At 71.3% G+C, this 25,115-nt stretch carries 14 protein-coding genes and 1 pseudogene; 9 read left to right on the top strand and 6 right to left on the bottom strand.

Translation table 11 applies throughout. The annotated features are described in order from the left end of the window. Positions 1 to 24 precede the first annotated feature (24 nt). Positions 25 to 2,859 carry a stealth conserved region 3 domain-containing protein gene (locus ACIGXX_RS42415; protein ID WP_366462246.1) on the top strand — a complete coding sequence of 945 codons (2,835 nt, stop codon included), beginning with the start codon at positions 25 to 27 and terminating at the stop codon, positions 2,857 to 2,859. On the opposite strand, the gene ACIGXX_RS42410 is transcribed toward ACIGXX_RS42415, so the two are convergent. Next, complete coding sequence (locus ACIGXX_RS42410; RefSeq protein WP_351170929.1) at positions 2,844 to 4,940, bottom strand: bifunctional glycosyltransferase family 2 protein/CDP-glycerol:glycerophosphate glycerophosphotransferase; 2,097 nt, start codon at positions 4,938 to 4,940, stop codon at positions 2,844 to 2,846. The two genes, ACIGXX_RS42415 and ACIGXX_RS42410, sit on opposite strands and share 16 nt — an antisense overlap. A 163-nt stretch (positions 4,941 to 5,103) precedes the next feature. Here ACIGXX_RS42410 and ACIGXX_RS42405 point away from each other — a divergent pair, with 163 nt between their 5' ends. The 5 genes from ACIGXX_RS42405 to ACIGXX_RS42385 all read left to right on the top strand — a co-directional run bounded on the left by ACIGXX_RS42405 (position 5,104) and on the right by ACIGXX_RS42385 (position 13,112). Then, positions 5,104 to 8,586 (top strand): CDP-glycerol glycerophosphotransferase family protein, encoded by a 3,483-nt coding sequence (locus tag ACIGXX_RS42405; RefSeq protein ID WP_399984357.1) that lies wholly within the window; start codon positions 5,104 to 5,106, stop codon positions 8,584 to 8,586. After that, a complete protein-coding gene (locus ACIGXX_RS42400) occupies positions 8,583 to 10,142 on the top strand; it encodes a hypothetical protein (protein WP_399984354.1) in 1,560 nt (519 codons plus the stop codon). The genes ACIGXX_RS42405 and ACIGXX_RS42400 overlap by 4 nt, the downstream gene beginning before the upstream one ends. 35 nt (positions 10,143 to 10,177) lie before the next feature. After that, positions 10,178 to 11,833: a glycosyltransferase family 2 protein gene (locus ACIGXX_RS42395; protein ID WP_399984351.1), complete on the top strand. Its 1,656-nt coding sequence runs from the start codon at positions 10,178 to 10,180 to the stop codon at positions 11,831 to 11,833. A gap of 99 nt (positions 11,834 to 11,932) precedes the next feature. Beyond that, positions 11,933 to 12,916: a UDP-glucose 4-epimerase GalE gene (galE, locus tag ACIGXX_RS42390; RefSeq protein ID WP_361469536.1), complete on the top strand. Its 984-nt coding sequence runs from the start codon at positions 11,933 to 11,935 to the stop codon at positions 12,914 to 12,916. A 31-nt stretch (positions 12,917 to 12,947) separates the two neighbouring features. Beyond that, complete coding sequence (locus ACIGXX_RS42385; protein ID WP_399984347.1) at positions 12,948 to 13,112, top strand: hypothetical protein; 165 nt, start codon at positions 12,948 to 12,950, stop codon at positions 13,110 to 13,112. A 51-nt stretch (positions 13,113 to 13,163) separates the two neighbouring features. Here ACIGXX_RS42385 and ACIGXX_RS42380 read toward each other — a convergent pair. Beyond that, positions 13,164 to 13,241, bottom strand: a pseudogene (locus ACIGXX_RS42380) (DNA-binding response regulator); the annotation flags it as partial. Here ACIGXX_RS42380 and ACIGXX_RS42375 point away from each other — a divergent pair. Beyond that, entirely contained in the window at positions 13,209 to 13,436 is a 228-nt protein-coding gene (locus tag ACIGXX_RS42375; protein ID WP_399984412.1) for a hypothetical protein, read from the top strand. The pseudogene ACIGXX_RS42380 and the gene ACIGXX_RS42375 sit on opposite strands and share 33 nt — an antisense overlap. Before the next feature lie 21 nt (positions 13,437 to 13,457). Here the strand turns inward: ACIGXX_RS42375 and ACIGXX_RS42370 are convergent, their stop codons facing one another. Continuing rightward, complete coding sequence (locus ACIGXX_RS42370; RefSeq protein ID WP_366462250.1) at positions 13,458 to 14,078, bottom strand: TetR/AcrR family transcriptional regulator; 621 nt, start codon at positions 14,076 to 14,078, stop codon at positions 13,458 to 13,460. Positions 14,079 to 14,206: 128 nt separating this feature from the next. On the opposite strand from ACIGXX_RS42370, the gene ACIGXX_RS42365 reads away from it, so the two are divergent. Continuing rightward, the gene (locus ACIGXX_RS42365) at positions 14,207 to 15,118 is read left to right on the top strand and encodes an ABC transporter permease (RefSeq protein ID WP_366462251.1); all 912 of its coding nucleotides are present in this window, start codon (positions 14,207 to 14,209) and stop codon (positions 15,116 to 15,118) included. After that, positions 15,111 to 15,947, top strand: coding sequence for an ABC transporter ATP-binding protein (locus tag ACIGXX_RS42360; RefSeq protein ID WP_399984342.1), 837 nt, complete (start codon positions 15,111 to 15,113; stop codon positions 15,945 to 15,947). The genes ACIGXX_RS42365 and ACIGXX_RS42360 overlap by 8 nt, the downstream gene beginning before the upstream one ends. Before the next feature lie 15 nt (positions 15,948 to 15,962). Here ACIGXX_RS42360 and ACIGXX_RS42355 read toward each other — a convergent pair whose 3' ends face one another. The 3 genes from ACIGXX_RS42355 to ACIGXX_RS42345 all read right to left on the bottom strand — a co-directional run bounded on the left by ACIGXX_RS42355 (position 15,963) and on the right by ACIGXX_RS42345 (position 25,107). Beyond that, a complete protein-coding gene (locus ACIGXX_RS42355; protein WP_399984340.1) occupies positions 15,963 to 17,105 on the bottom strand; it encodes a glycosyltransferase in 1,143 nt (380 codons plus the stop codon). Next, positions 17,102 to 19,996: a CDP-glycerol glycerophosphotransferase family protein gene (locus tag ACIGXX_RS42350; RefSeq protein ID WP_399984337.1), complete on the bottom strand. Its 2,895-nt coding sequence runs from the start codon at positions 19,994 to 19,996 to the stop codon at positions 17,102 to 17,104. Before ACIGXX_RS42350 ends, ACIGXX_RS42355 begins: the two co-directional genes overlap by 4 nt. A 167-nt stretch (positions 19,997 to 20,163) precedes the next feature. Continuing rightward, a complete protein-coding gene (locus ACIGXX_RS42345) occupies positions 20,164 to 25,107 on the bottom strand; it encodes an NAD-glutamate dehydrogenase (RefSeq protein ID WP_399984334.1) in 4,944 nt (1,647 codons plus the stop codon). Positions 25,108 to 25,115 lie beyond the last annotated feature (8 nt).

The following is a 25,115-nucleotide window of genomic DNA, read 5'->3' as shown; positions in this document are numbered from 1 at the left end:
ACGAGACCTCGTGAAGGAGAGCTCATGAAGATCACGTACCTCCTCGGCTGGGGCGACGAGATGGGCGGCACCGAGCTGGCCACCTACACCCAGGCGCAGCACCTCGCGGACCGCCACGACGTCGAGGTCATCTCCGTCTTCCGGACCCGCCCCGAGCCCTTCTTCCCCGAGGCCCGCAGCCTGCCCGTCCGCTATCTCGTCGACCGCACCGCGTCGCCCGAGCGCCCGGTGCGCGCCTCGCGTCTGGACGAGGCCGCCTGCCGCACCCTCGCCGCGCTGCCCAGCGAACTGATCAAGCCCTCCTGGGAGTCCGCCTTCGACCGTCTCTCGGACGTCGAGATGGCCGCCGCCCTGACCACCCTGGACACCGACGTCCTGGTCACCACGACGCCCGCCCTGATGGCCGCCGCCGTCGGGCTCGTCCCGGCCAGGGTCGTCACCGTGCACCAGGAGCACCGCCCCACCCAGCGCCGCGGCCCCTCCGGCGAGCCGCTGCTCCTGCACGCGCCGCGCCTGGACGCCCTGGTCACCCTCACCGAGCGCACCCGCGACTGGATCGCGGAGTCCCTCGGCGCCACCGCTCCCGAGCTGGCGGTCATCCCGAACGCCGTGCCCGACGGCTTCCGGCCGCGCGCCGACGGCGAGAGCAAGGTCATCGTCATGGCCGCGCGGCTCACCGGCGAGAAGCGCGTCGACCACGCGGTCCGGGCCTTCGCCGAGGTCGCCGACGCCTATCCGGAGTGGACCCTGCGCGTCTTCGGCGGCGGCCACCGCGAGCAGCACCTGCGCCGCCTGGTCGACGGCTTCGGCCTCCAGGACCGCGTCGAACTCCTGGGCCCCTGCCAGGACATGGCCGCCGAGTGGGCCAAGGCGGGGCTGACCCTGATGACCGCAGGGCACAACGAGGCGTTCCCGCTCGTGCTGCTCGAAGCGCTCGCCGCGGGCGTGCCGGTGGTCGCGTACGACGTCCTGACCGGACCCGCCGAGATCGTCAGGCACCGCGTCGACGGACTGCTCGTGCCGCCCGGCGAGATCCATGAACTGGCCGCCGCGATGAGCGAGTTGATGGGTGACCCGGAGACCAGGCGCAGCTACGCGCACGCCGCCCGCGAAGGCGTCTACGCCCGCTTCTCCTCCACCGACGTCACCGCCCACTGGCAGGAGCTGTACTCCCGGCTCGTGGCCCGGCGCGACGCCCCCGAGCGGCTCGACGACCGCGCGGACCGGGTGGCGCTCGGCGTCGCGTCGGGCGGCAGCGGCTTCCGCCCCACCACGCCGTACACCCTGGACGCCGCGCCCGCCCCCGAGGAGCGCGCCCGCGAGGACGAGATCCTCGAAGCGGACACCAGCGGCCTGGTCATCCGTTCGGTGGGGCGGCTCGCCGAGCGCCGCGACGACGTCCTGGCGCCCGACATGACCGACTGGAACCTCGAACTGGCCGCCACCGCGCTGGAGTCGGAGGACATTCCCTACGTCCTGGTCCGCACGTCCGGCACCACGCACACCCTCGCCGTGGCCGACGACGAACGCGACGGCGCGCTCAAGGCCATCGCCGAGTCCCTGCACGGGCAGCCCGTCTACGCCGAGCTGATCCATCCGCGCGACGCCGCACCCGGAGTCGTGCTCGCGGAGCGCCTCGACGGCATCGGCGAGGTCGCGGGCATCAAGCTCTTCAAGCCGGTCACCACGACCACGCTCTCCCTGCGGCACGGCGTCCAGCAGTCCTGCACGGTGGCGTTCTGGCCACGGACCGCGGACGGCGGGCCCGGCGGGACCGACACCCGGCGCGCACCCTTCGGCACCACCCTGGCCGGGTCCGAGCTGCCCTCGCTCTCCCCCACCGCGACCCTCCGCGTCGCCGACCGCACCTACCCGACCCTCGACGTCTTCGCCCAACTCCTCATCGGTGACGTCGACTTCCCCATCGACGCCGTCTACACCTGGGTCGACGACTCCGACCCCGAGTGGCACGCGCGCCGCAGGGCGGCCCTCGGCGGCCCCGACGACGAGACGTCCGCCGACCACGGCGCCGTCCGCTTCCGCAACCGCGACGAGCTGCGCTACTCGATGCGCTCCCTGGCGATGTACGCGCCGTGGATCCGGCACATCTACCTCGTCACCGCGGGCCAGACCCCGTCCTGGCTGAACGAGGACCACCCGGACGTCACGGTCGTCGACCACCGCGACCTGTTCGCCGACCCGGACACCGCGCTGCCCACCTTCAACTCGCACTCCATCGAGAGCCAACTGCACCGCATCGAGGGCCTGTCGGAGCACTTCCTCTACCTCAACGACGACATGTTCCTGGGCCGCCCCACCACCCCGGAGACCTTCTTCCTCAGCTCGGGCACCTCCCGCTTCTTCTGGTCGTCGGCGTCCGTGCCAGCGCTGCCCGTCTCCCCGGACGACGAGGGCTACCTGGCCGCCGCGAAGAACAACCGGGAGCTGCTCAGGCGGGAGTTCGGCAGGACGGCGACGCACAGCTTCTTCCACGCGCCCTACGCCCTGCACCGCAGCGTCCTTGCGGAGCTCACCGAGCGCTTCCCCGACGAGCTCGAAGCCACCGCGCACAGCCGCTTCCGCTCCAACGGCGACCTCGCCCTGGTGTCGTCCCTGCACCACCACTACGCGTACCTCACCGGCCGGGCCGTGCCGGCGGGCATCGCCTACGACTTCGTGGACATCGGGAGCCGCGCCGACCACGCGCGCCTGGGCCAGCTGCTCCAGGGCCGCAACAAGACGGCCTTCTGCATCGGCGAGTCCCCGGACAGCGAGCTGGCCGACGAGGAGATGGCGCTGGCCATCCGCTCGTTCCTGACGGCGTACTTCCCGGTCCGCTCCCCCTACGAGCGGGGCTGACCCTCCAGGAACAGCCGCCGCACCACCCGCTCGGCGGCGCCCCCGTCGTCGTACGGACAGAACCGCGCCCGGAAGGCCTTGCGCAGCTGTGCCGCTTCGGCCGTGTCCCATTCCCCGCTGCGGAAGAGCCCGACGAGCTCCTCCTCGGTGGTGGCCACGGCCCCCGGCGTCTCGCCCGCGCGGCCGGAGAGCAGGTCGAAGTAGGTGCCCCGCGCGAGGCGGTACGCCTGCCAGTCGGGGGCGTACGTCACGATCGGGCGGTCCAGGCAGGCGTAGTCGAACATCAGCGACGAGTAGTCCGTGACCAGGGCGTCGGCGGCCAGGCAGAGGTCCTCCACGCGCGGGTGCCCGGTGACGTCGACGAGCTGCGGGTGGGCGCGCAGGCCGGCGTCGGCGCCGTAGAAGTAGTGGGCGCGCACGAGCACGACGTACGAAGGGCCCAGTGAGCGCACGAAGCGCTCCAGGTCGACGCGGGGCAGAAAGCCCTTCTGGTAGTCGCGGTGGGTGGGCGCGTAGAGCAGGACCGTCCGGCCGTCCGCGATGCCCAGCTCCTCGCGGATGCGCGCCATTTCCTCCTGGTCCGCCGTGAAGTAGACGTCGTTGCGCGGGTAGCCCGCCTCCAGGGCCTGGTACGCCGTCGAGGGGTAGACCCGCTCCCACACCTCCGTGGAGTGCGGGTTGGCGGAGAGGCTGAAGTCCCACTGGTCGGTGTGGTCGAGGACCTTCTGGAAGCTGATGCCGTGCGTGCCCGCGGGGTAGCGGCGCTGGTCCAGGCCCATCTTCTTGAGCGGCGTCCCGTGGTGGGTCTGGAGATAGACCTGGCCGGGGCGCTTGGTGAACCCGCCGGGGAAGCTGGAGTTGTTGATCAGGTACGTCGCTCGCGCCATGGTCTGCCAGTAGCGCCGCGAGCCCTCGACGACGTACTCGATCCCGGCCGGTACGCGGTGCTTGTGCCGGGACGAGACCACCCACACGCCCCGGATGTGCGGGGCGAGTTCGCGGGCCTTGGCGTGGATGGCGGCCGGATTGCAGGAGATCCCGCGGTTCCAGTAGGCGCCGTAGACCGCGAGGTGGGGGTCCAGGGGGCGGCGCAGGTCGGCCCGGTAGGTGAGGCGCATGGCGCGGGCGCGCAGCTTCTTCTTCCGCTCCTTGAGCCTGCGGGTGACGCCCGTCCTGCGGGAGCGGCTCTTGCGCTGGGCCTCGTAGGCGGCGTACGAGGCGGTGGCGAGGGCCTTCTCGCCCGGGGTCGGCGCGGGGCCCGCCGGTCCGTACGTGCGGTAGAGGCGGGCCGCCCCGCGGAAGAAGTCACGGCGGTCGCGCGGCGCGACGCGCCCGGGGTCGTCGAGCACGGCGAGCAGATGCGCTGCCGCGTGCGGCACGAGCCGGGCGCGGTCGGCGGGGTCCGCGGCGGCGAGCAGTTCCTCGTAGCGCCCGATGAGCGCGAAGTGCTCCCGGCCCGGCGACTTGGCGAAGCTGCCGCCGCGCCGCTCGCGCCAGCGGACGCAGGCCTTGTCCAGGACGGCAGTGCGGGCGCCGGGGGCCAGCGTCGCGCGCCGCACCGGCACCACGTCCTCGTAGGCCCCGTCGCTGAACGCCAGTCGGCGCTCGTGCCAGAAGTCGCGCCGGAAGACGCGGTTCCAGGCGGCGACGGTGACAGCAAGCGGGTCACCCGCCAGGTCGTCGCCGCCCGCGCGCACGCTCTCCCACCAGTCGACGCGGTCGTGGCCGAAGACGAGCACGTCCGGCCCGTCCGCCGCGTCGAGGGCTTCGGCGATGGCCTCCAGGGCGCCCGGCAGGAGCAGGTCGTCGCCGTCGAGGAAGAGGAGGTGGGTGCCGGTGGCGCGGTCCGCGCCGATGTTGCGGGCCGGGCCCGGACCCGCGTGCGCCGGAAGACGGACGAGTTGCACGCGCGGGTCGCGCTCCGCACACTCCGCGGCGATCGCGGCGGACGCGTCCGGCGACGCGTCGTCCACGACGATCAGCTCCAGATCGGTGCAGCTCTGGTCGAGCACGGAGTCCAGGCATTCCCTCAGGTAGCCCTGGACGCGATGGGCGGGCACGACAACCGAGAAGCGCGTCATGGACACCGACAGTAATCAGCCGGACACGCCCTGTCGAAGACCGCGCATCACTCATTGGGATGAAGGAAGGCAAAGAAATTGACCGGAAGGGGCAAAGGGGATGAATACGCCCGTACTCCCATGATTACTCCCATGACTGGGAGCGTACGAAAGGCCGGTCTTCGTGCAGCCCCGTCTCAGCGTCGTCGTGCCCATCTACAACGTCGAAGAGTTTCTGGAGGAGTGCCTTGAGTCGATCGCCGGGCAGACCATGGCCGACCTGGAGGCCGTGCTCGTCGACGACGGCTCGACGGACGGCAGTCCGCGCATCGCACGTGAGTTCGCGGCGAAGGATCCACGGTTCGTCTATGTGCGCCAGCCGAACGCGGGACTCAGCGCCGCCCGCAACACCGGGGTGCGGCACGCGACCCCCACCGCCGAGTACCTGACCTTCGTCGACAGCGACGACGTCGTGCCGCACGACGCGTACGCGCGGATGACCGCGAGCCTGGACTCGACCGGATCCGACTTCGCGAGCGGCAACGTCTGGCGCCTGAACGAGCGCGGACGCCAGCAGGCCTGGCAGTACAAGTGGCTCACCGAGCCGCGCTCGCGCACGCACATCAGCCGCGACCTGGAGCTGCTCGCCGACCGCGTCGCCTGGAACAAGGTCTTCCGGCGCGCCTTCTGGGACCGGCACGGCTTCACCTTCCCCGAGGGCAAGCTCTACGAGGACACGCCCGTCATGATCCCCGCGCACTTCCTCGCGGGCTCCGTGGACGTGCTCAGCGACCACGTCTACTACTGGCGGGTGCGCGAGGGTTCGATCACCCGGCGGCGCACGGACGTCAAGGGCGTGCGCGACCGGATCGCGGCGTGCGCGCACGTCAGCGCCTTCCTCGCCGAGCACGCGCCCGAGATGCGGAAGACGTACGACACCTCGTGCCTGCGCGACGACTTCGTGTACTTCCTGGAGGGCCTGCCGATGGGCGGGCCCGAGTACCGCGCCACGTTCATGAAGGGCGCCGCCGCGTTCCTGCGCCGCGCGGACCCGGGGGTGGTCGCGGGGCTTCCGGTGTCGCTGCGCGTGAAGTGGCATCTCGTACGCGAAGGGCGCACCGCCGACCTGATCGACCTGCTCACCTTCGAGCAGCGCAACAAGAACGCCTTCCAGGTCCGCGGGGTGCTGCGGCGCAGCGCCGCCTACCCGCGGAGCTCGGGCGGTCACATCCGGGTGCCGCAGGAACTGGCCCGGCTCGGCCGCGGCGAACTGCCGGTCATCGCCCGGGTGCGGGAGGCCGGCTGGAGCCCGGACGGGCTGCTGCGGATCAGCGGGTACGCGTACGTGCGCAATCTGGAGGCGACCCGGCCGGGGCACTCCGTCAAGGCCGCGATCCTCAAGTCGGCGCACAGCAGGGCGCAGTTGAGGAAGGTGGCGACCCGGACGGTCGCCGCGCCGCAGGCCACCGAGAACTCCCGGCAGCGGCTGCACTGCTACGACCTCTCCGGATTCGAGCTCACCGTCGACCCCGAGCAGCTGAAGACGGGCGGCCGGTGGCGGCCGGGGAACTGGCTGCTCGGCGTGGTCGTCGCGGGCCACGGTTCGGTGCGCCGGGCCGCGGTCCGCCCGCTGGACGGATCGGCCGCGCAGTCCGTCGTACGCGAACTGGGCGACGGGCTCCGGCTCGTCCTCGGCTTCAGCAAGGGCCGCCTGGTGCTGAAGATCCAGGACTACGTGGCCCGGGTCGACGCCCACCACCGGGACGGCGACGAGATGGTCCTCAGCGGCCATCTGCCCAGCCACCTGCGGCCCACGGCGCTGCGTCTGACGCACAAGCACTCGTCGGCGGAGTTCGACTACCCCGTGACGCTGCCGGGCGACGACCGCTTCGACGTACGCGTGCGCCTCGCGGACCTGGAGGACATCGCGCCGACCCCGCACCTGGCCCCCAAGGAGGTCGAGCCCCCGCACGGCGACCGCTGGCAGGCCAACCTGGTCCTGCCGGACGGCAGGCTGAAGTCCCTGGCGGCGGCGCTCGACCTGCCGCCAGGCCGCTACACCTCACGCACCACGGGCGGCCGCGAGCTGTGCGCGTCGGCGAACGACCAGGGCCAGCTCGTCGTCGAGCTCACCCGGCAGCCGATCGCCGACCGGGTCGCGTGGAGCACGGACGGCACGCTGACCGTCGAGGGCACGGTGTCCGACGCGAGCTGGGACGCGGCGGAACTGGTGCTCCGGCACAGCGGACGCGACGAGGAACTGACCGTGCCGGTGGAGCGCACCGCCGGGCGATTCCGGGCCGTGGTGGCGCCCGGCGGCGGGGTGCTGCGGGAGGGGCGCTGGTACGCGTTCCTGCGGGAGGCCGGGGGCGACACCGCCGCGCACGGGGTGCTTCAGGACGGCATGCCCGTGCGGCTGCTCGCGTCCGTCTCCGCGGGCTTTCCGCTCCATCGGACCGTGGAGGGACGGGAGTTCACCGTCGACCGGCGGTTCGGGGACCGGCTGCTGCTGGAGGCCGGGTCGGTGCTCGCGCGCGGTGAGCGCGGGGCCTATCGGCGGCATCGGCTGCGCACCGCGCACTATCCGCGCCAGCGCAGCCAGCCGCTGCGGGACGCGGTGCTCTACTTCGACGGGGACTCGCCGCGCGCGGTCCACGAGGAGCTGGTGCGGCGCGGCGCGGACGTCGAGCACCTGTGGGTGACGCACGACCAGCAGACGCGGGTGCCCGCGGGCGCGAAGGGCGTGGAGGAGCACAGCGCCGCCTGGTACGAGGCGCTGGCCCGCTGCCGGCGGATCGTCACCGCGGGCCATCTGCCCGACTTCTTCGAGCGGCGGGACGGCCAGACCGTCGTACAGACCTGGAACGGCGCGCCCCTCAAGCGCATCGGCACCGACCTCACCGACACCCTCTACGCCGACCACGGCCACCTCGACGTCCTGCCCAAGCTCTCCCGCCAGTGGGACGTGCTCGTGTCCCCCAACCGCTTCTCGACTCCCCACCTGGGGCGGGCGCTCGCCTACGAGGGCGAGGTCATGGAAGCCGGCTCGCCCCGCAACGACGTCCTCTTCTCCGCGGACCGCGGCAAGGTCGCCGAACGCGTGCGCCGCGAGCTGGGCATCCCCCCGGACAAGCGGATCATCCTGTACGCGCCGACCTACCGGGACCACCTCGCCTACTCCCCCGGCCGCTTCCGCTACGAACCCGCGCTCGACTTCCGCGCGGCGCAGGAGGTGCTCGGCGACGACCACGTCCTGCTCGTGCGCAAGCATCCGCTGACGGCGGGCCGGCTGCCCGGGGCCCACGCGCCCTTCGTGCGCGACGTGTCGTCCCACCCGCGCACGGCCGAACTCCTGCTGGTCTCGGACGTGTTGGTGACCGACTACTCCTCCCTGATGTTCGACTTCGCGCACACCGGGCGTCCGATGCTCTTCCACGCCTACGACCTGGAGCACTACCGCGACACGGTCCGCGGCTTCTACCTCGACTTCGAGACCAGCGCGCCGGGGCCGCTGCTCGCCTCCACCGGCGAGGTCGTCGAGGCGCTGCGCGACCTGGACTCCATCACGGCCCGGCACGCGGAGGCGTACGCGGCGTTCCGCGAGGCCTACTGCGACCTGGACGACGGGCAGGCCTCGGCACGGGTCGCGGAGAGGCTCATGCGATGAGCATGGCCACGCGGGGAGCGGGCCTCCTCACGCGCCGCCAGGTCCACGGCGCGACGGCGCTGCACGGACGCAGGCGGTGGCGGCCGAGCCCGTACGTCGTCTTCGGCGGTCTCTTCTGGATCGTCATGTCCCTCGCCTTCTGGCGGGTGCCGATGTGCTGCGACTTCGGGCAGCACGCGGCGGTCGTCGAGCGGCTCAAGGCCGATCTGCTGCACCCGCGCCATCCGATGGCGGACCTGCCGGGGGCGGGCAGCCCGTACTACTCGCCGTACGCGGTGGCGCAGGGCGCCTTCGCGCGGCTGACGGGGCTCGCCGGCTGGGAGGTCGTGAAGCTGGCGGGGCCGCTGAACCTGCTGGTGCTCCTGACGGGGCTCGGCCGGTTCGTGAAGGTCCTGACGCCGCGTCAATGGGCGCCGGTTCTTGCGCTGTTCGCGATGGTGCTGCTCTGGGGCACGCGGATGGCGTGGTGGAGTGGCTACCTCGGTCTGATGTCGATGACGGGGAACCTCGCGTACCCCTCGACGTTCGCGATCGGCCTGGCGTTCTGGGCGTGGAGCTGGGCGGGTTCGCTGGCGAAGTCGCCCAGCGGCGGCTGGGCGTACGGAGGGCTCGGCGTGCTGTGCGGGGCGATCCTGCTCGTCCACCCGATCTCGTCCGTGGCGGCGGTGATCGGGGTGGTGGCGTTCGCGGCCTCGGCCCCGCGGCCCTTCGCGGGGCTGTGGAAGTGGGCGGTGACCGGCGCGACGGCGGCGGTGGTCGCGGCGAGCTGGCCCTACTTCTCGTTGTTCTCGCTCGTCGGCGACGAGAGCGTCGACTGGATCCACCGGCAGCTCTACACCGAGATGCCGCAGCGGTTCTGGCTCGCGCTGCTCGGCCTGCCCGCGCTGGCCCTGAGGTTCCGCAGGGTCCGGCGCGACCCGCTGGTCCTGATGTTCGCCCTGGACTGCGCGGTCGTGGCCTACGGCTGGCTCAGCGGCCACTACACCTACGGCCGCATCCTGGGCCTGACGCTGGTCCCGCTCCAGTTCGCCCTCGCGATCGAGCTGGCGGCGCCGCGCCCCTGGCGCCGGTGGCGCATGGCCCTGGGCGGCGTCGCGGCCACCGGGGCGGCCATCGGCTTCTTCACGCTCCAGGCGGGGGCGGTCGTGCCGCGCGCCCTGGACCCGGTGGGCTTCGACCAGCCGCCGCGCTGGCCGGGCTACGGCTGGGCGATGAGCCACCTGCACAAGGGCGACACCGTCCTGACGAACGGCTACTACCCCACCCGCTCCGTCCCCGCGTACGGCGCCAACCTCGTCGCCCCCGCCTGGCCGGACGCCTCGCTCGCCGAGGACACGCGCAACCACCGCCTCCAGGAGGTGCGCGACTACCTCTCCCCCGATTCGACCCGCGCCGAACGCGCGCGGATCGTGCGCCGCTACGACGTGCGCTGGCTGCTGCTCTCGCCCGACCAGAGGGTGCCGAAGGAGGCCGTGGTGGTGGCGTGGGGACCGCGCACCGGCGAGGTCCTCGCGCGCGTGGGCGACGGGAACACGAACCAGAAAAAGACCCCCTAATCGGATAATTACCGGCAAGCTCTAAAATTTCCCCTGTGTACCCCTCTCCGCCCCTCTCGCCCCCGTCGCCCCCGACACCCCAGGTCTGTGTCGTCGTGATCGGCTACAACGACGCGGCGCACGTCGCGGACGCGGTGCGCTCGGCCCTCGTCCAGGGCCCCGCCGTCCGCGAGGTGATCGCCGTCGACGACTGCTCGACCGACGGCAGCGGCGAGCTGCTCGCGTCGCTCGCGCAGGAGGACCCGCGCGTCAAACCCATCCGCCGGGCCGCCAACAGCGGGGGCTGCGGCACTCCCCGCAACGACGGGATCGAGGCCACCACGTCCGCGTACGTGATGTTCCTCGACAGCGACGACGTGCTGCCGCCGGGCGCGGTGGACGCACTCCTCAAGGCCGCCGCACGGCACGACGCCGAGGTGGTCACCGGCCTCTGCGTACGCCGCGAGCTGCCTTCCGGGCGCGAGAGCCCCTGGCAGCCGATGCTCTACAACAAGCCCCGGCTGATCGCCCGCCCCGAGCTGCGCACGCGCCTGGTCCACGACACCCTCTGCGTCAACAAGCTCTACCGCGCCGACTTCCTGCGCCGGCACGCGCTGCGCTTCCCCGAGGGCCGCTTCACGTACGAGGACTTCGTCTTCACGGCCCGCGTCCTGGCGGCGGGCCCGCGCATCGCGCTGATCACGGACCCCGTCTACGTGTGGAACGTGCGCCGCACGGCGGCCAAGCTGTCCATCTCCCTGGACCGCTCGGGCATCGACAACTGGCAGGCCCGCCTGGAGGCCCACCGCCAGTCGGTGGAGATCCTCCGGGAGGCACGCAGCACCACGGGGACGGGGGGCAAACGCCTTGCACGGGCGGCACGGGCCAAGTTCATCGACCACAGCCTGCGGATGTACGCGCGTGAGCTCACCGCGCGGAGCCCGGAGTACCGCCGGGAGTGGTGGACGGCCACGCGCGCGTACCTCGCGACCTTCGACACGGGCGACCTGGACGCGGCGCCCGCGCCGGGCAGGGTCATCGCCCGCGTGATCCTGGCGTCCCCCGAGCCGCGCGACCTGACCCGCCTCCAGGAGGTGGCGGCCCGCCCGGCGCGCCTGTCGCCTCCGTACGCCCTCTCGCCGGACGGCAGCACGCCCATCTGGTCACCGGACCTCCCCCAGGTCACCCTGGAGCACCTCCTCGTGCGCCCCATCCGCCTGCTCCCGCTCGCGGTGGACGCCGAGCTGCGCCCCCGCGCGCACCGCAGCCGTCTGACGCTGCGGCTGCACGAGCTGTACGGACGGGTGGCGGAGGCGGGCCCGACGACGGTCGACGTGGAGCTGGTGCCGAGGAACCGCGAGGGCCCGGTCCTTCGCCGCACGGCGGCGTTCGACCCGGCGGACGCCGAGGACCGGGAGACCTGGGTGACCGAGGCGGTCCTGGACCTGGGCTCGCTCGGCGGCGGCGTGTGGGACCTGCGGCTGCGGCTGCACTTCGGCGACGGGACGGCGCGCGAGACGACGGCGCGGGCGGTCGCGGGCCCGGGACTGCTGCGGCGCACGGCGCTTCCGTCGCGCCGGGGTCTGCTCCTGGCCCAGCCGTACGCGACGCAGGCGGGGAACCTGGCCGTGCGGCTCGCGCCGGGGCTGCGGGGCCTGGCGGGAGTGGTGCGCAGGCGGCTGGCGCGGTGGGTGGGCGGCGGCGGGCGCTGACGCCGTCCGTACGCGGGGCTCTGCGACACTGCACGTCCGAACGCCGACGACGCTCGGCGCGACTCGGGAAACGAAGACGACAGGGAAGGCTCCCAGACGATGACCTGGCTGATCACCGGCGGCGCCGGCTACATCGGGGCACACGTGGTCCGCGCCATGACGGAGGCGGGCGAGCGGGCGGTGGTCTACGACGACCTGTCCTCGGGCATCGCCGAGCGCGTGCCGCAGGGCGTACCGCTGGTGACGGGCTCGACGCTGGACGCGGAGCTGCTGTCCCGCACGCTGGCGGAGCACGGCATCACGGGGGTCGTGCACCTGGCGGCGAAGAAGCAGGTGGGCGAGTCGGTCGAGCAGCCCCTGCGCTACTACCACGAGAACGTGGAGGGCCTGCGGGTCCTGCTGTCGGCGGTGACGCAAGCCGGGGTGAAGTCCTTCGTCCTCTCCTCGTCGGCGGCGGTGTACGGCATGCCCGACGTGGACCTGGTGACGGAGGAGACGCCGTGCCTCCCGATGAGCCCGTACGGCGAGACGAAGCTGGCCGGCGAGTGGCTGGTCCGCGCGACGGGCCGCGCGCACGGCCTGTCGACGGCGTCGCTCCGCTACTTCAACGTGGCGGGCGCGGCAAGCCCCGAGCTGGCCGACACGGGCGTCTACAACCTCGTCCCGATGGTCTTCGAGAAGCTCACGGAGGGCGAGGCGCCGCGCGTCTTCGGCGCGGACTACGCGACGCCGGACGGCACGTGCGTCCGCGACTACATCCACGTGGCGGACCTGGCGGAGGCCCATGTGGCCACGGCCCGCAAGCTGGCCACGGCGCCGCGCGGCACGGACCTGACGCTCAACATCGGCCGTGGCGAGGGCGTCTCGGTCCTGGAGATGGCCACGCTGATCAACGAGGTGACGGGCTACGACCGCCCGCCGACGATGTCACCCCGCCGCCCCGGCGACCCGGCCCGCGTGGTGGCCGCGTCGACCCGCATCGCCACGGAGCTCGGCTGGTCGGCGAAGAGGGACGTGCGCGAGATGGTGACGTCGGCGTGGGCGGGGTGGGTGCGGCTGCATCCGGAGGCGGGGCGGGAGTAGACGGTCGGGTCCGGTCCCGCACACTTGACCCATGAAGATCCTTTGGCTCGTGCTCGCCGTCGCCCTCATCGTCAACATCTCGTCCAGCTTCGTCATCGACGACAACACACGCCAGGCCCTCGTCAGCGTGGGCACCGGGATCATCGCCCTCGCCTGCGGCGTGACGCTGTTCGCCAAGCGGGAGCAGCGGTCCTGACCCCTCAGGTACGGCCGGGGCGCCAGGTCGGCCGAGTCGGCAACAACCCGGCTAGGCCGACCTGTTCAGGTACGCGAGCACGGCCAGCACCCGCCGGTGCCCGCTGTCGCTCGGCGGCAGCCCCAGCTTCGCCCCACCCCCCGGCCCAAAGGCCCCGCCACGAAGGCCCTGCTCTGGCTCGTCCTCGCGATCACCCTGGCCGCCGACGTCTCCACCAGCCTCGCCTTCGACGGCGTGCGGCAGGTGCTGATCAGCGTGTGCACCGGCGCCGTCACGCTCGGCTCGGGCGTGGCCCTGTTCCTGCTGCGGGAGAAGCACGCCTAGAACCGCGCTCCCACAGCCCCCTCACAACGCCCGGAGCCCCGCCGCCGTAGCCGCGGCGAGGCTGCCCAGATACCCCTTGGGCAGCTCGGCCCGCACCACCACGGACCGCCAGTAGAGCGGCCCCGACACCAGGTCGAGGGCGAGGTCCTCGTCGACCCCCTCCCGCACCTCTCCCCGCGCCACGGCGGCCCGCACGATGCCGTTCGCCACCCCGTGCTGCCCTTCCCGCAGGGCCTTCTGCAGGGCTTCCGCGATCTCCGGGTTGCGTGCCGCCTCCGCCTGGAGGTCCGGGATCACCTGCGAGGCCACGGGATGCCGCAGGGCGCGCGACGTCACCTCGTACAGCAGCCGCAGATCGCCCTCCAGCGAGCCGCTGTCCGGCATCGGAAGGCCCTGGACCGCTATCGCCGCCACCAGGTCGAGCACGAGGTGCAGCTTGGAGCGCCAGCGCCGGTAGACGGCGGTCTTGCCGACGCCCGCGCGGCGCGCGATGCCCTCGATGGACATGCGCGCGTACCCCACCGCCGCGAGCTCCTCGAAGACGGCGGCCCTGATGGCCTCGGTCACATCCTCACGGAGCACCGCGGCCCCCGCGGGCGCCCTGCGGCGCGGCTGTTCATCTCCTGGCCTGCTCGTCGTCATACGGACAGCATAGAACGTGACGACGATACGGTTGCGTTCCGACGTCACATCGCCCTACTCTCGACGTTGCGACGATACGGGCCCGTCCCGACGTCAGCGCCCCATGGCTCCGAGTGAAAGCAGCGGACGTGAGTCAGGTCCTCGACGCTCCATCCCGCCCCGCGGTCGCCGTACCCGACGCCGCCGAGCTCGCCGCCCGGCACGGCCTGACCGTCAGCGGCGCCCGCCCCTCGCTGCCCGGATACGTCCGGCAGCTCTGGCAGCGGCGCCACTTCATCACCGCCTTCGCGACCGCCAAGCTCACCGCCCAGTACAGCCAGGCGAAGCTCGGCCAGGTCTGGCAGGTGATGACGCCGCTCCTGAACGCCGCGGTGTACTACTTCATCTTCGGCGTCCTGATGAACACCAAGCACGACGTCCCGGACTACGTCCCGTTCCTGGTCACCGGCGTCTTCATCTTCACGTTCACGCAGAGCTCGGTCATGGCGGGCACCCGCGCCATCGCCGGCAACCTCGGCCTGGTGCGCGCCTTGCACTTCCCGCGGGCCGCGCTGCCGATCTCGTTCAGCCTCCAGCAGCTCCAGCAGCTCCTGTTCTCCATGGGCGCGCTGGTCGTGATCCTGCTCTGCTTCGGCGTCCCGCCGAGCATGTCCTGGTTCCTGGTGGTCCCGGTCCTGCTCCTGCAGTTCACGTTCAACACGGGCCTGGCCCTGGTCATGGCCCGCCTGGGCAGCAGGACGCCGGACATCGCGCAGCTGATGCCGTTCGTGCTGCGTACGTGGATGTACGTGTCCGGCGTGATGTGGAGCATCGACGCGGTCCTGAAGGACCAGCACCTGCCGCACGTCCTCCAAGTCCTCCTGGAGTGCAATCCGGCCGCCGTCTACATCGACCTGATGCGCTTCGCCCTGATCGACAGCTTCGCCAAGGGCCAGCTCCCGCACCACGTCTGGGCGTGGGCCATCGGCTGGGCGCTGCTCGCCGGAGTCGGCGGGTTCATCTACTTCTGGAAGGCAGAGGAGACGTACGGCCGTGGCTGAGACGACAGCAACCCTGGAAAAGACGCTTCCCCCCACCTACGGGCCCGCCCCCACGGTCATCGCCGACCAGGTCGACATCGTCTACCGGGTGCACGGCGCGGGCTCCCCCTCCGGCCGCGGCAGCGCGACCGCCGCCCTCGGCCGCATCCTCAAGCGCGGCAAGGGAGGCAAGGACGGCGAGGACTCCGGCGTACGCAAGGTGCACGCCGTCAGAGGCGTCTCCTTCACCGCCCACAAGGGCGAGGCCATCGGCCTGATCGGCACGAACGGCTCCGGCAAGTCGACGCTCCTGAAGGCGGTCGCGGGGCTCCTGCCCGTCGAGAACGGCCGCATCTTCACCGACGGCCAGCCCTCACTCCTGGGCGTGAACGCGGCCTTGATGAACGACCTCACCGGCGAGCGCAACGTCCGCCTCGGCGGCCTCGCGATGGGCATGTCCCGCGAGCAGATCCAGGAGCGCTACCAGGACATCGTCGACTTCTCCGGCATCAACGAGAAGGGCGACTTCATCACCCTCCCCATGCGCACGTACTCCTCCGGCATGGCGGCACGCCTGCGCTTCTCCATCGGCTCCGCCAAGGACCACGACGTCCTGCTCATCGACGAGGCCCTGGCGACCGGCGACCGCTCCTTCCAGAAGCGCTCGGAGGCCCGCATCCGCGAGCTGCGCAAGCGCGCGGGCACGGTCTTCCTGGTCAGCCACAACAACAAGTCGATCCGCGACACCTGCGAGCGCGTGCTCTGGCTGGAGCACGGCGAACTGCGCCTGGACGGCCCGACGGAGGACGTCCTGAAGGAGTACGAGCGCTTCACGGGCGGCAAGAAGTAGCGAAGCCGCCCGCCCCTACCGCTCCAGGAACGCGAACAACTCCTCCCAGCGCCGCACGACTTCACCCGTCGTGTAGCGCTGGATGTTCACCCTGGCCAGCTCCCCCATCCGGTCCCGCAGCTCCTTGTCGGACATCAACGTGTGCAGCCTGCGCGCCAGTTCACCCGTGTTCCCGAGCCGCGCGAGCAGCCCGTCCACGCCGTCTTGGACGATCTCGTGCACGCCCGGCGCGCAGTCGAAGGCCGCGCACGGCACCGCCGTGGCCATCGCCTCCATCAGCGCCAGCGGGAAGCCCTCGCCCCGCGACGACTGCACGAACACCGACCCGCCCCGCAGCGCGCCCGGCACGTCGCTGGTGCGCCCCATCCACTCCACGGAGCCGTCCAGGCCCAGGGACGTGCACTGCTTCTTGAGCACCTCCTCGTCCTCGCCGGAGCCGTAGATCCGCAGCGTCCAGTCCGGGTGCAGCGGCGCGACCTCCGCCCAGGTGTCGAGGAGCATGTCGATGCCCTTCTGGTCGTGCAGCCGGCCGATGCTGGTGACGACCTTCTCGGTTCGCTGGGAGGGCACTTCGGGCATGAAGGGCAGCGGGTTCGGCATGAAGGACGCGTTGTCCAGGCCCTGCCTGATCCACAGGTCGGCGTCCTCACGGGTCAGCGCGAGCATCCGGTCGACGTCCTTGTAGTGCTTGCGCACCCGCCCGAAGCGGGAGCAGGCCCGCGAGTAGGCGAACGACTCGTGGCTCATGCCGATGACCGACATGCCGCCGGTGTCGGCGAGTTCGACCCACTCCATCGCCCACACCTGCGTGACGATGACGACGGCTCCGGGACCGGCCTGCGCGAACAGCGCGGTCAGCTTGGCGGCCTGCTCGTGCATGCCCTCCTCGCGCTTCGTGCGCAGCCGGTGCTCGGCCACGTTGAGCCGGCCCTTGATGCCGCGCGCCGGGCCGACGCGCGGCGGATGCTCGTCGTACAGCGTCGTGGTGGGGTAGGGCAGGTCCGTGCCGACGTCCTGCGGGACGCCGGGGTCCGTGATGCCGATGACGTGCACGCGGTGGCCGCGCTCGACGAAGAGGCGGGCCATCTGGTGGGACCAACTGGTGATCCCGCCCAGCTCGTTGACGCTGTTGGAGACGAAGAATATGTCCCGGTTCACTTGCCGCTCCAGTGCGAGAAGAACTGATCGACGACACTCTTGGCGGCATCGCCCCGGTCGTACTCGCCGAACTCGGCCACGAACCGCGCCCGCGCCGCCGCGTACTCCAGCGCCTGCTCGTCGAGCGCCTTCAGCGCCCCGAACAGCTCGTCCTCGGTGTCGACCACCGGTCCTGGAGCCCGCTCCCGCAGGTCGAAGTAGGTGCCGCGGCCCTCGTGGACGTACTCCTCGTAGTCGTACGTGAAGAACAGCATCGGCCGGTCCAGGAGCGCGTAGTCGAACATCACGGACGAGTAGTCGGTGATCATCGCGTCGGCGAGCTGGTAGAGCGGTGTGACGTCGTGGTGCGCGGAGACGTCGATGACGCGGCCCCGCACGGACGGCGGGAGCACCACGTGGTTCAGATAGTGCGAGCGCACGAGCAGTACGTACCGGTCGCCGAACTCCTCGGCGAACCGCTCGACGTCGAAGGGCAGTTCAAAGCGTCCGTGCCGACCGCCGTGCCGCCGGAACGTCGGCGCGTAGAGCAGCACCTGCTTGTCCTCGGGGATGCCCAACTCCGTCGCCAGCGGGCCGCGTTCGCGCACCCCGCTCGCGTCCTCGGCCCGCTTCGACCGCACCAGCGCGTCGTTGCGCGGGTAGCCGACCCGCAGCAGCACCTTCTCCTTCAGGCGCAGGGCCTTCGCCAGGGTCCGCACGTCGTGCTCGGAGCGGATGAGGAAGCGGTCGAAGCGGTCGAGCACCCGCTGCTGCTCGTCCTGCCGCGGCTTGCTGCGCAGCTTCCAGGCGGGCTCGTCGAAGCCCATGCGCTTGAGCGCCGAGCCGTGCCAGGTCTGGATGTACGTCGTCCCGGGCCGCTTGGTGAGCTTGAGCGGGTAGCTCTGGTTGTCGACCCAGAACTCGGCCTGCGCCAGGGCCCGCAGGTACGGGAGGGACCAGCGGCGCACCAGCGTCGCGTCCTCGGGGAAGCCCTCGGGCTTCCCGGCGTAGGACCACACGGCGTCGAAGTCGAGCCCCTGGCGCCGCATCTCCTCGTAGATCGCCCGGGGGCTGTCGCTGTACTGCTTGCCGAGGTGGCTCTCGAAGACGACCGTGCCCTTCTTCACCGGCAGGCGGCTGAACACCTCGTCGTACACGCGCAGCTTGCTCTGCCCGGACGTGAGGTCCTTCCGCAGCTTCTTCGCCCTGCGGAAGCCGGACTTGGCGAGCCGTCCCGGTACGCCCTGCGTGCCGCGCGCCACCAGCTCCTGGATCCGGCCACCGGCGGCGTCGCGCGTGACGAGGCGGAAGGCGAGGTGCCCGCGCTGCGAGACCTCGGGCTCCATGTGGTCGGCGACCAGGCGGGTCAGCCTCGGCCGCACCGGAAGCCTCCCCTCGGCGAGCCCCGGGTCCTCCGCGGTGAGCCGCGTCCGGGTGCGCACGCCGTCGGCGGTGAGGTGCAGGCGCACGTCCCACACCGCGTCGACCACGCCGAGCGGACGCAGCCGCCTCGCGAGGTCGGCGGCGGCCTCCCAGGCGATGGTCTCGCCCTCGTACCGCACGGCGGAGACCGGGAAGCGGAAGGACTGGAGGCTGCGGCGGCGCGCGCTGAACTCCAGCTCGGCGGTGAGCACGGCGTCCGGGCCGACGACGCCGAGCGGGTTGGTGACGCGGCCCGCCATGCTCACCGTCCCCGCGGACTCCTCGTACCGCGTCAGGACGTTGCGCAGGAACATCTGGTCGAAGCGCTTGGTGTGGTAGCCGAGCCCGGTCACGTCCAGGGCCCGGCGGCCGACCGGGTCCTCCAGGTGCTCGGCGCACCAGTACACGCGGCCGTCCCGCTCGGCGAGCGGCGAGGAGATCTTGTCGCGGTTGGTGAGGGTGTCGACGGCGGGCAGCAGGTTCGCCCAGTCGCCCTGCTCCAGGAGGTAGCCGCAGATGGCCTGAATGGGCTGCACCTCGTCGTACGCGGCGCGGTCGAGCCCGGCGAGATAGTCACGGGCGAGTCCGGCGAACTCCTGCCGGTAGGCGGCGTCGCGGAACGGCAGGTCGCGCAGGTGGAGCACCAGGTCGTGCTTGAGGAACTTGACGTCCTTGGCGAGCCGCAGCTCGTCGAGGCCGCGCTCGGCGAGCAGGGCGTCGATCCGTCGGTGGATCTCCAGGCGGTGCTGGAAGTTGGTCATCTCGTGGCGCCGGTTGGTCACGGACTTCGCGGCGTCGGCGGCGCGCTCGTGGACGTGCCAGAAGTAGACCTGGTTCGGGATGAGGGTGATGCGCTCGGCGGCCAGATAGGCCTCGGCTATGAACATCAGGTCCTCGTAGAACATGCCCTTGGGGAACCGCAGGCCGTTCTCGACGAGGAAGTCGCGGCGGTAGAGCTTGTTCGTGGAGAGGGTGTCCCAGACGAACAGGTCGGGCAGCTCGGTGACGGACTCCAGGGTGCGGGTCGTGGCGTAGAGCCAGGGGTACCACTGGTCGCGCTTCTTGTTGCGGGTGTCCATGGAAAGACGGACGCAGAGCCCGGAGACGATGTCGGAGCCGTCGCGCTCGGCGGCTTCGAGGAGGTTGCGGCAGGCGTTGCGCTCCAGGACGTCGTCGCTGTCGAGGAACATCACGTGGCGGCCGACGGTGTGGCCGATTCCCACGTTGCGGGGCTCACCGCCCGCGCCGCTGTTCTCCGGCAGCTGGTAGGCCCGCACCCGCTCGGGGTGCTCGGCGGCCAGTTCCCGCGCCACGTCGTACGAGCCGTCCGTGCTGTGGTCGTCGACGAGGACGACCTCGACGCCGCGCAGCGTCTGGTCGAGCACCGACCGCACGGCGGTCGGCAGCCGCTCGGCGTCGTTGTAGACGATCACCACTACGGACACATCGGGTCGCGCCTCCGGCGTCCCCCGCTCACCTGTCGCTCCCATGCGTCCCTCCAGTCAGATACCAGCTCATCCTACTAAGTATCGCTATTGCCCGATTGGCGCCCTTCAGGGGGGTGTGATCGGCCCAGTCCCGATACGCGAAGGGGCGCCCCGGGCCTCTCGGCTCGGGGCGCCCCTTCGACGGACTGCCAGGCATACCGCCTGACGGATTACGAGTGCGTGCGCAGCAGCGTCCTCATCGTCCGCATCGCGACCGACAGGTTCGCCAGGTCGAACGCGTCCGAGCTCTGGATCTCGTCCAGGGTCGTCCGCGACCGGCTCAGGATCGCCGCGTTCTTCTCCTCCCAGGCCTTGAAGCGCTGCTCGGGAGTGTCCTCGCCGTCCCCGGCGGCCAGCACGTCGGCCGTCAGGGCGGCGTGCGCCGCGTACAGGTCCTCGCGGATCGAGGCGCGCGCCATCGACTGCCAGCGGTCGGCCCGCGGCAGCTCGATGATGCGGTCCATGAGCTGGGTGATCCGCAGCCGGTCCGCGAGGTCGTAGTAGACCTCGGCGACGGCCATCGGCGTCTTGCCCGTGCGGTCGGCGATCGCCACGATGTCGAGCGCCGGGAAGGCCGAGGAGAACCCGGCGACGCGCTGGGCGAGTTCGTCGGGGACACCCACACCGGTCAGCTCGTCGCGGATGCTCTGGTACCACTCCTGGTCGGAGCCGCGAAGCAGCTTGGGCAGCTCGGTCCAGACCTCGGCGACACCCTCACTGAAGAAGTCGATGGTCTCGGCGAGCTGGAGCGGCTGCGGCCGGTTGTTGAGCAGCCAGCGCGTGCCGCGCTCGACCAGGCGGCGCGAGTGCAGCCGGATGCGCGTCTGCACGTCGGCCGCCACCACGTTGTCGAGCGCCTCGACCGCGTCCCAGACCTTGCTCAGACCGAAGATCTCGCGGGCCGCGAGCTGCGCCCGCACGATCTCCTCCAGCGAGGCCCCCGTCTCCTCACGGAGGCGGTGCAGGAAGGTCGAACCACCCGTGTTCACCGTGTCGTTGACCAGGACCGTGGTGATGATCTCGCGGCGCAGCGCGTGCTCGTCGATCTGCTCGGGGAACTTCTCCCGCAGCGCCGCGGGGAAGTACGCGTGCAGCAGCCCGCGCAGGTAGTCGTCGTCCGGGAGCGTCGTCTGGATCAGCTCGTCGGCCGCCGTGATCTTCGTGTACGCGAGGAGCACGGCGAGCTCGGGCTGGCTGAGCCCGCGGCCGGAGCTCAGGAGCTCGCGGATCTGCCGGTCGGTGGGCAGGAACTCCAGGGCCCTGTCCAGGTGACCGTCGCGGCCCAGGCGGCGCATGAAGCGCTGGTGGGCGTGGAGCAGGGACGGGGACTGGGCGACCGCGTTCGACAGGGCGGTGTTCTGCGCGTAGTTGTTGCGCAGGACCAGGGTCCCGACCTCGTCCGTCATCGCGGCGAGGAACGTGTTGCGCTGCTTGACGGTCATGTCGCCGTTCGCGACGACCGCGTTCAGCAGGATCTTGATGTTCACCTCGTGGTCGGAGGTGTCCACGCCCGCGCTGTTGTCGATGGCGTCGGTGTTGATGTGCCCGCCGGCGCGCGCGAACTCGATGCGGCCCAGCTGGGTCAGACCGAGGTTGCCGCCCTCGCCGACGACCTTGACGCGCAGGTCGGCGCCGTTCACGCGGATCGCGTCGTTCGCCTTGTCGCCGACGTCGCTGTTCGACTCGGCCGACGACTTCACGTACGTACCGATGCCGCCGTTCCACAGCAGGTCGACCGGCGCCTGGAGGATCGCCTTCATCAGGTCGGCCGGGGTCATCTTCGCGACGCCCGACTCGATGCCGAGCGCCTCGCGGATGTGGGCGTTGAGCTGGATCGCCTTGGCGCTGCGCGGGAAGATCCCGCCGCCCGCGGAGAGCAGCTCCTTGTTGTAGTCCGCCCAGGAGCTGCGCGGCAGCTCGAAGAGGCGGCGGCGCTCGGCGTACGAGGTCGCGGCGTCCGGCCTCGGGTCGATGACGATGTGCCGGTGGTCGAAGGCGGCCACCAGGCGGATGTGCTCGGAGAGCAGCATGCCGTTGCCGAACACGTCACCGGACATGTCGCCGACGCCGACGACCGTGAAGTCCTCGGTCTGGGTGTCGGTGCCCAGCTCCCGGAAGTGCCGCTTGACGGACTCCCAGGCGCCGCGGGCGGTGATGCCCATGCCCTTGTGGTCGTAGCCGGCGGAGCCGCCGGAGGCGAAGGCGTCGCCGAGCCAGAAGTTGTAGGACTGGGCGACCTCGTTGGCGATGTCCGAGAAGGTCGCGGTGCCCTTGTCGGCCGCGACCACGAGGTACGTGTCGTCCTCGTCGTGCCGCACGACCTCGGCCGGCGGCACGACCTCGCCCGCGACCAGGTTGTCGGTGATGTCCAGCAGCGCCGAGATGAACGTCTTGTAGCAGGCCACGCCCTCGGCGAGCCACGCGTCGCGGTCCACGGACGGGTCGGGCAGCTGCTTGGCGACGAAGCCGCCCTTGGCGCCGACGGGCACGATGACGGTGTTCTTCACCATCTGCGCCTTGACCAGACCGAGGATCTCGGTACGGAAGTCCTCACGCCGGTCGGACCAGCGAAGACCACCGCGGGCGACCTTGCCGAAGCGCAGGTGGACGCCCTCGACGCGCGGCGAGTACACCCAGATCTCGTACGCCGGACGCGGCGCGGGGAGGTCGGGGATGGCCTGCGGGTCGAACTTCATGGAGACGTAGGTGTGCGGCTTGCCGCCCTCCGCCTCCTGGAAGAAGTTCGTGCGCAGCGTCGCCTTGATGACGGTGAGGAAGGACCGCAGGATGCGGTCCTCGTCGAGGGACGCGACCTCGTCGAGCGCGCCGTCCAGCTCCTCCATGAGCCCGTCGGTCAGCTCGGTCCCGGCGCGCTGGCGGTCCGGGGACATCCGCGCCTCGAAGAGCGAGACGAGCAGCCGGGTGGTGTGGACGTTGTTGAGGAGGGTGTCCTCCATGTAGTCCTGGCTGAAGGTGGAGCCCGCCTGGCGCAGGTACTTGGCGTAGGCGCGAAGGACCATCGCCTGGCGCCAGTTGAGCCCGGCCCGCAGGACCAGCGAGTTGAACCCGTCGACCTCGGCCTCACCCGTCCAGGCGGCCGAGAAGGCCTCCTGGAAGCGCTCGCGGCCGTCGTCGCCGAGGTAGTCGCCGTTGCCGTTCTGGGACTTGGGCAGGCGAAGGCCGAAGTCGTAGATCCAGGCGTTCGTGCGGTCCGTGCAGCGCAGCTCGTAGGGCCGCTCGTCGGTGACCTCGACGCCCAGGCGCTGGAGGACCGGCAGGACGGCGGAGAGCGAGACCTGGCCGCCGGAGCGGTAGATCTTGAAGCGGCGCTCGCCGGGGGCGGCGCCCACCGGCTCGTACAGGCTGAGCGCGAAGTCCTCGCGGCCGTGCTTGAGCTGCTCCAGGTGCTGGAGGTCGGCGACGGCGGCGCGCGGCGTGTGGTCGGCCTTGTACCCCTCGGGGAAGGCGCCCGAGTAGCGGCGCAGCAGCTCGGCGGCACGCTCCTCACCGCACTCGGCGGTCAGCGCCTCGCCGAAGCCGTCGGCCCAGGAGCGGGCGGCCTCGACGAGCCTGGCCTCGATGCGGTCGGTGTCGGCGTCGGTGAGCTGCGGAAGCCCGCCGCCCGGCGCGACGCGGACCACGAAGTGCAGCCGGGAGAGGATCGACTCCGTGTTCCACGCGGTGAAGTCGACGCTGGTGCCGCCGAGCTCCTCCTTGAGGATGTCGATGATCCGCAGCCGCACACCGGTGGTGTAGCGGTCGCGCGGCAGGTAGACGAGGGCCGAGTAGTAGCGGCCGTACTCGTCCTTGCGCAGGTAGAGCCGCAGCCTGCGGCGCTCCTGGAGGTAGAGCACGGACGTGACGATGGCGCGCAGCTCGTCGGGCGGGGTCTGGAAGAGCTCGTCGCGCGGGTACGTCTCCAGGATCTGGAGCAGGTCGCGGCCGTCGTGGCTGTTGGGCGAGAAGCCCGCGCCCTTGAGGACTTCCTGGACCTTGCGGCGGATGACCGGCACGCGGCGCACGGACTCGGTGTACGCGGCGGACGAGAAGAGGCCGAGGAAGCGGCGCTCGCCGATGACGTTGCCGTCGGCGTCGAACTTCTTCACGCCGACGTAGTCGAGGTAGCTGGGCCGGTGCACGGTGGCACGGCTGTTGGCCTTGGTCAGGACGAGGAGCTTGTGCTCACGGGCCTTCGCGCGCGCGTCCGCGGGCAGCCGACTGAAGGAGGGGCTGACCGGGTGGTCCTCCTCGCCCTCGTGCTTCGGGTCGGCACGCAGGATGCCGAGGCCGGTGCCGGGCACGGCGGCGAGCGAGTCGTCCTCCGTCAGGTCGTACTCACGAAAGCCCAGGAAGGTGAAGTGGTTGTCGGCGAGCCAGCGAAGCAGCTCGCGGGCCTCGTCGACCTCCTGGTCGCGCAGGTCGTCGGCGGTCGGCTCGGTGGGGAGCTCATCGGCGATGCGCAGCGCGGCATCGCGCATCTTCTCCCAGTCCTCGACGGTCTCGCGTACGTCGGACAGAATCCGGAGCAGATCGGCGCTGATCTGCTTCAGGTCCGCGCGGTCCGTCTCGCGGTCCATCTCGACGTGGATCCAGGACTCGGTGACCGCGTCGTGCGGGCGCTCGGTGCCCGGGTCGGTGAGAACTTCGAGGAGCTTGCCGGTCAGATCACGGCGTACGACGACCTGGGGGTGGATGACGACATGGATGCCGCGCCCCTGCCGCGAGAGCTCGTTGGTGACCGAGTCGACCAGGAAAGGCATGTCGTCGGTGACCACCTCGACGACGGAGTGGCTGCACGTCCAGCCGTTCTCCTCGACGGTCGGGGTGTGCACTCTGACGTTGGCCGTGCCCTGCGGGCGGTTCTCGGCCAGCCGGTAATGGGAGAAGGCTGCTCCGAAGACGTCGACCGGGTCACGGTCGGCAAGGTCCTCCGGGGCGGTGTGCAGGTAGTAGCGCTGGAGGAACGCAAGGGCCGTGTCCTCGTCAGGAGCGGCCTCGTTCGTCGTCCCGGTCGTGGCCCCATTCGGTAGGCGACCACCGACCGGGCTGTTCTCAGCTACCCGGGCCGCCCGTGTGAGCAGCTCGGCTTTGGCTTCGTCCAGCTTGGTCTGCATTGTCCTCT

Source organism: Streptomyces sp. NPDC055243 (genome assembly GCF_044544025.1).
GTDB lineage: Bacteria > Actinomycetota > Actinomycetes > Streptomycetales > Streptomycetaceae > Streptomyces.
The sequence above is the reverse complement of the archived record's forward strand: the minus strand, read 5'-3'. Positions and strand labels throughout refer to the sequence as shown.